Source organism: Metabacillus rhizolycopersici (assembly GCF_020075705.1).
On the sequence record NZ_JAIQUM010000011.1, the window covers coordinates 108,272 to 114,271 of the forward strand.

Sequence of the window (6,000 nt, forward strand, 5' to 3'; positions counted from 1 at the left end):
CAGAAAAGTCTGTCTGAAAGTGAAAGCAGAAAATCTATCACCTAGTTGAGCAGGTATGGTCTATTTTTTAGAATCCCCGACTTCAAATTTTCGTTAGAAAATTAAGTCGTGAGTAGCTCAATATAAGTATTCCATAGGATTTTTTAATTTTCTACTTCCATCAGTCTTGTTCCCTACTAATGGTTATCAAGACTTATCTAATAAAATCCTTATTATGATCAACTCTATTAATCTAACATATTATATAATACCCATTGCAAAATTTGACTAATTGTAACGCTATTGTAGTATTACATACATAATTTACTTATATTTGTCACATATTGTTTCTTGTTTCATTACATCCAAAAACAAAGAACAAAGGCGCTGAATCTGGAGATGGATGTAGATCATTTGCTCACAAAATTATACACAGCTTGCAAATCTATAGTTTCATATCCCCCAAAAAAGGATCAGCTCCGCGCCAAAGTTCATTGACTAGGAACTGATCCACTATATTAAACTGCTTTCTTTGTTCGTTCTCCAATTGCTTTCATTTCTAAAATTGCCCTCTTACTCTTTGACTCATCAAATTCTTTTTCACTCTTCGATACAACAATTGTCGCGATTCCATTTCCAATTAAATTAACAATAGCTCTTCCTTCACTCATGAAACGATCCACCCCAAGAAGTAACGCTAACCCTTCCAAAGGAATTACCTGTAATGCTGCCAATGTAGAAGCTAAGACAATAAATCCGCTCCCTGTTACACCTGCAGCCCCTTTAGATGTCAGCATTAGCACTAGGATAATTGTAATCTGCTGACCAATTGACAAATCTACTCCAAATACTTGAGCAAGGAATACAACTGCCATTGATAGATAAATAGATGTTCCATCCAAATTAAAGGAATAACCTGTTGGAATGACAAGTCCTACAACTGATTTAGAGCATCCATACCGCTCCATTTTATTCATCATTCTTGGTAAAACCGATTCTGAAGAACTTGTACCAAGCACAATCAAAATCTCGTCTTTAATAAACTTCAAATAATTCCATAAGCTAAATCCGTACATTTTACAAATAACATTTAATATGACAAAGATGAATAAGAACATAGTTACATATACGGAAATCATGAGCTTTCCTAGCGGAACTAGTGAAGAAAGCCCGTAGTGGCCAATCGTGTAGGCCATTGCCCCAAAAGCGCCAAGCGGAGCTGCTTTCATCACATATTCAATAATTTTAAAGAATACTAGTGATAGTTTATCTAGGAACTCGATAATACTCTTTCCTTTTTCCCCAAGAGCTGCTAGCCCTACCCCAAATAAAATGGAAAAGAATAAGACTTGTAAAATATCACCCTTTGCAAATGCATCTACCATATTAGAAGGGACGATATGAGTAACAAACTCAATCCAGTTAATGCCCTGTCCGCCATCTTGTGTATATTGCGATACGTCGCCTTTTTCAAGTTCATTATAGTTAAGACCAGAACCAGGTTTAATAATATTAACTACCACAAGCCCGATTACAAGCGCTAATGTTGTCACAACCTCAAAATAAAGTAAAGCTTTTCCACCGACCTTGCCGACCTTTTTCATATCTCCCATTTTCGCTATGCCGATTACGATGGTTAAGAAAATAATAGGCGCAATGACCATTTTTACAGCGTTAATGAATGTATCTCCTACCGGCTTCATTTCTTTTCCGATTTCCGGCCAAATCAGTCCAACCATTACACCTATAAAAATAGCTGTTAATACTTGAACAGTTAAATTCTTAAATATCCGCAATGCTTTCATTTGTCACCATCCCCTTTTCTGACTATTCTTACTAATTAGAATGGTAGCGTTTTCAATGAAAAATGAGAAGTTTATGGTCATAACGGATATTTTGTTCATTTTGGTCTTAACTGTTTCCTTTATTAAAAAAATAACGGTTTACCGGTCTGCCTACCCCCCCATATTGAACATCAAGCCTAATAATTCTGCATTTTTCAAGGTAGTCCAAGTAACGGCGAGCCGTCACTCTAGCAATTCCAATAGCATTTGCCACTTCCTCAGCAGAGCGGGGATCATTTTGTTTCCGAACGTAGGAGGTGACCTCATTCAATGTAAATTCATTCAGGCCTTTTGGTAAGTCTTCCATTGTTTTCTTGGAATGCTCAGCATAGAGCAATAAATCAAGCTGCTCTTGAGACATCGTTCCGGATGCCTTCAGGCTTTCTCTATAGTGGCGATACTTTTCTAATGCCTGTTGAATCCTCCCCAGTTTAAAAGGTTTAATAATGTAATCTCTTGCCCCGTTTTGGAGCATGAGTTTTATAGTTTCCTTATCCTTAGCGGCCGACACAACAATGACATCTGTATTCAATTTCTGCTTTCGCAGCTCCTGCAATGTCTGGATTCCATCCTTTTTTGGCATAAAAACATCTAAAATAACAAGATCTGGATTTAGCTTTTTTACTAGTTTGATGCCCTCTTCACCATTACCTGCTATAGCCAAGATTCGAAATCCTTGAACACTTGTAATAAATTCTTTATTTACTTCCTGGACCATTGGGTCATCTTCAATCAGCAGAACTTTGATTTCCTCTTTAAATGCCATCCAATTCTTCCTCCTCTTCCATTGGAAAGGTAATGATGAAAGTAGTTCCTTCACCTTCAAAAGATGAAATTTGAATTTGCCCCCTTCCTTTTTCTACAATTTGTTTTACAAGAAAAAGACCATAGCCCGTTCCACCTAGCTTGCCTGCGGTAAAACCTTTTTCAAAAATCCTCTGCAACTGCCCTTCCTGAATACCGCATCCGTTATCCTCTATAAGAATGGAGCACATATCCGCTGTCTGCTCAATACTAATTTCTATTCTTTTATCCTCAATCTCAGCTGACTCAAATGCACCGAATGCATTTTCAATCAGATTACCTAATAACAAGACAAGGTCATGGTGATCCAACTGATTAGGGAAAAATTCGAGATTACTATTTTGATCAATTATCACAGCAATTCCCAATTCTTTGCCCCGTCTTACTTTACTCAATAATAGACCAGCAACAGCATCGTCCTTAATGATTTCATTTAAGAACAAAGATATACATTCCTGTTCCTCTGAAGTATCAAAAGCTAGATGCAATGCTTTTTCTGTTTTTCCCAGCTGAATTAAGCCTGCTATCGTATGGAGCTTGTTCATATGCTCATGATTTTGAACTCTAAGTGCCTCTACAAAGTTTCTAACCCCTGTTAATTCTTCTGCAAGCTTTGTGACTTCCGTTCGGTCCTGGCAAATCGCAACCGCTCCAATCAGTTCTTTTTCTTTCCTTATCGGTATACGTGTACTCATTATCACTTTTCCGCTCACGATGATTTGTTCATTGTAAACAGCTTGATTTCTCTCCACAATTTCTGGAAGTCTCGTATCCTTTATAATCGAACGAATAGGCTGTCCTATAACGTTTCCTTTTACATCAAAAATCTTTTTTGCTTTCTCATTAAAGATTGTTATGATTTCATGATTATCTATCGCAATGACACCTTCATTTAGGGAATGGAAGGTTGCGGTTCTTTCTTCAACTATCCTCTTAATTTCGTATGGTTCCAGCTGAAACATTTGTTTTTTTATTTGCTTGGCAAGCATATATGAGCCAATCAGACCAAATATCAAGGTAAGCATGACAATGAATAGTATTTCCTTTATTAAACCCATCATAATCTCGCTAAAACTAGGTACTTTATTTCCGACCATGACAACACCAATTTGATTTAAGTCCGCATCTTTAATCGGAAAAAAGGCCCTTAATACGATCCCAACCTCACCTTTTGCCTTAGAAAAATAAATATGCTCAGCAAAAGCAGAAGCTTCATCTTCACCTTCTGAAGGTTTTCCGATCATTTCATTCACAGGATGAGAATACCTGATCCGTTCCATATCCATTATAACAATATAATCATTATCATTTATAATTTGAATTTTTTCCGCTATGGGGTTTACTGTCTTCCATCCCTCCGGCTTCTGCACTCCCTTTTTAATATCCGACAGTTCTGCAACCGTTCGTGCCGTATTCATGGATCTTAGCCTTAATTCCCTTTCTTCTACCTCTTGAATATTTACAATGACAACAAGCCCGCCGATCAGCAGGGAAAAGACCACAACCGTATACGATAAAACTGTTATCTTCCATAAAATTGGAATTTGTTTCATTAGTTCCCCTCCCTTCTTCAAACGGCATTTCTCCTATTTCCTGGCACTTATAATCGTACGATGTTTATCCTCGAAAAAGCTACCGCTTCTTCTTTGAATAAAACCATTGCTGCCGCATGCAGCTATAGCTAATTTCAATATTACCTTTACGAAAAGAAAACTTCTAAGTATGATTACATTAACGATCCTAAAGAGGTGATTTAGATGAGAAGCATATATAGCTTAATACTCCTTATCGCCGTAATAGCAGCAGCTGCCCTTTTCTTTGGATATCCCTATTTTTCTCAGCAGGACCTGCCTTATGATGATGATCAGAGAGGGCTTAAAGACCAAATCGTTTTTAAGTTCAGCCATGTGGTAGCAGAAAATACACCTAAAGGGCTGGCAGCAGCTAAATTTGCTCAGCTTGTCAACGAGAAATCAAATGGAAAGATAAAGATAGAAGTTTTTCCCAATGGCAGCCTTTATTCTGATATCGAAGAAATCAACGCTTTAAAGGAGGGACAAGTTCATTTCATAGCTCCCACTACTTCAAAGCTCGGAATGCTTTCCCCTAAGTGGGGTGTGCTTGACCTTCCCTTCGCGTTCCCAAACAATAAAGCCATTCAAGAAGGATTGAACGGGCATATTGGCAATCAATTGCTCCAATCTCTGCAAAGTGAAGATATAAAAGGACTAGCTCTTTGGTCAAATGGATTCAAGCAATTCACTTCTAACAAGGGGCCGATTCTTGCTCCTAAGGATATAAAAGGACAATCCTTTCGAATTATGCAAAGCAGTGTGATTCAAACACAATTTAATCAATTAAATGCCAAAGCCCATCAAGCATCTTTTAATTCCACCTATAAACTGCTTGTAGATGGAAAGATTGATGGAGAAGAAAATACTATTTCAAATATCTACTCTAGAAAATTTTATAACTTACAAAAGTATTTGACAATCAGTAATCATGGATACTTAGGCTACGCTGTCATGATGAGCCAGAAAGTCTGGGGTGCACAAACAGAAAATACACAGCAAATTTTACTTGAAGCTATGAAAGAAACAACTGCCTGGAATAACAAGAATTCTATTCAAATGAACAAAGAGCAGCTCGAACTAATCAAACAAAATTCTCCAATTGAAATACATGAACTAACCGAGGAACAAAAGCAGGAATGGATAAAAGTGCTTGATCCTGTTTACGAGGAACTAGCCCCTGAAATCGGGAATAAGTTAGTGGAGGATATGCAGAAATTAAGAGCAAAATATGAAAATGAACAAAATGAGCACTATTAAGGTATGTAGCAATAGAAACTGTAGTTAATCAGTATTACTCTGGCTATTAAGGAACAAAAGAGCAAGTGGCTAGAACTTAGAGGGGCTAACGCTTGCGCTAGATGTCGTGCGCTTATCCACAGTACAAGAATTTTATAGTTTCTTGGTGTATGAAATAATAAACTAAACAATTAAAAAGCATGATTCATTTGAATCATGCTTTTTGAAGTGGCTCGGGACGGAATCGAACCGCCGACACATGGATTTTCAGTCCATTGCTCTACCAACTGAGCTACCGAGCCATATAATTTTCAGCTTCTACTAATCTTCAAATCTCTTCGTCAGCTCCATTACTCACATCCTCAACGTTTACATACGCTCCGGTGTTTGCTTATTGAAACCCTTTTGCTTGAGAATAGGTTCTACCAATTATGTAAATGGCGGTCCGGACGGGACTCGAACCCGCGACCTCCTGCGTGACAGGCAGGCATTCTAACCAACTGAACTACCGGACCATTTTGGTTGCGGGGACAGGATTTGAACCTGCGACCTTCGGGTTATGA

Annotated in this window: 4 protein-coding genes and 2 tRNA genes; 1 reads left to right on the top strand and 5 read right to left on the bottom strand. The window is 37.8% G+C overall.

Features of this window, described 5'->3' with window-relative positions; genetic code table 11:
• Positions 1–497: 497 nt before the first annotated feature.
• The 3 genes from dctP to K9V48_RS07695 form a co-directional block, all read right to left on the bottom strand.
• Positions 498–1,775: a C4-dicarboxylate transporter DctP gene (gene dctP / locus K9V48_RS07685; RefSeq protein WP_224138130.1), complete on the bottom strand. Its 1,278-nt coding sequence runs from the start codon at positions 1,773–1,775 to the stop codon at positions 498–500.
• Positions 1,776–1,890: 115 nt separating this feature from the next.
• Entirely contained in the window at positions 1,891–2,589 is a 699-nt protein-coding gene (locus tag K9V48_RS07690) for a response regulator (RefSeq protein ID WP_224138115.1), read from the bottom strand.
• A complete protein-coding gene (locus tag K9V48_RS07695; protein WP_224138116.1) occupies positions 2,579–4,180 on the bottom strand; it encodes an ATP-binding protein in 1,602 nt (533 codons plus the stop codon). Before K9V48_RS07695 ends, K9V48_RS07690 begins: the two co-directional genes overlap by 11 nt.
• 204 nt (positions 4,181–4,384) lie before the next feature.
• Between K9V48_RS07695 and K9V48_RS07700 the strand changes: the two genes are divergently transcribed.
• A complete protein-coding gene (locus K9V48_RS07700) occupies positions 4,385–5,458 on the top strand; it encodes a DctP family TRAP transporter solute-binding subunit (protein WP_224138117.1) in 1,074 nt (357 codons plus the stop codon).
• 208 nt (positions 5,459–5,666) lie between these two features.
• Here K9V48_RS07700 and K9V48_RS07705 read toward each other — a convergent pair.
• Both K9V48_RS07705 and K9V48_RS07710 read right to left on the bottom strand, forming a co-directional pair.
• A tRNA-Phe gene (locus K9V48_RS07705) sits at positions 5,667–5,739 on the bottom strand.
• A gap of 136 nt (positions 5,740–5,875) precedes the next feature.
• Positions 5,876–5,952 (bottom strand) — tRNA-Asp (locus K9V48_RS07710).
• Positions 5,953–6,000: the final 48 nt, after the last annotated feature.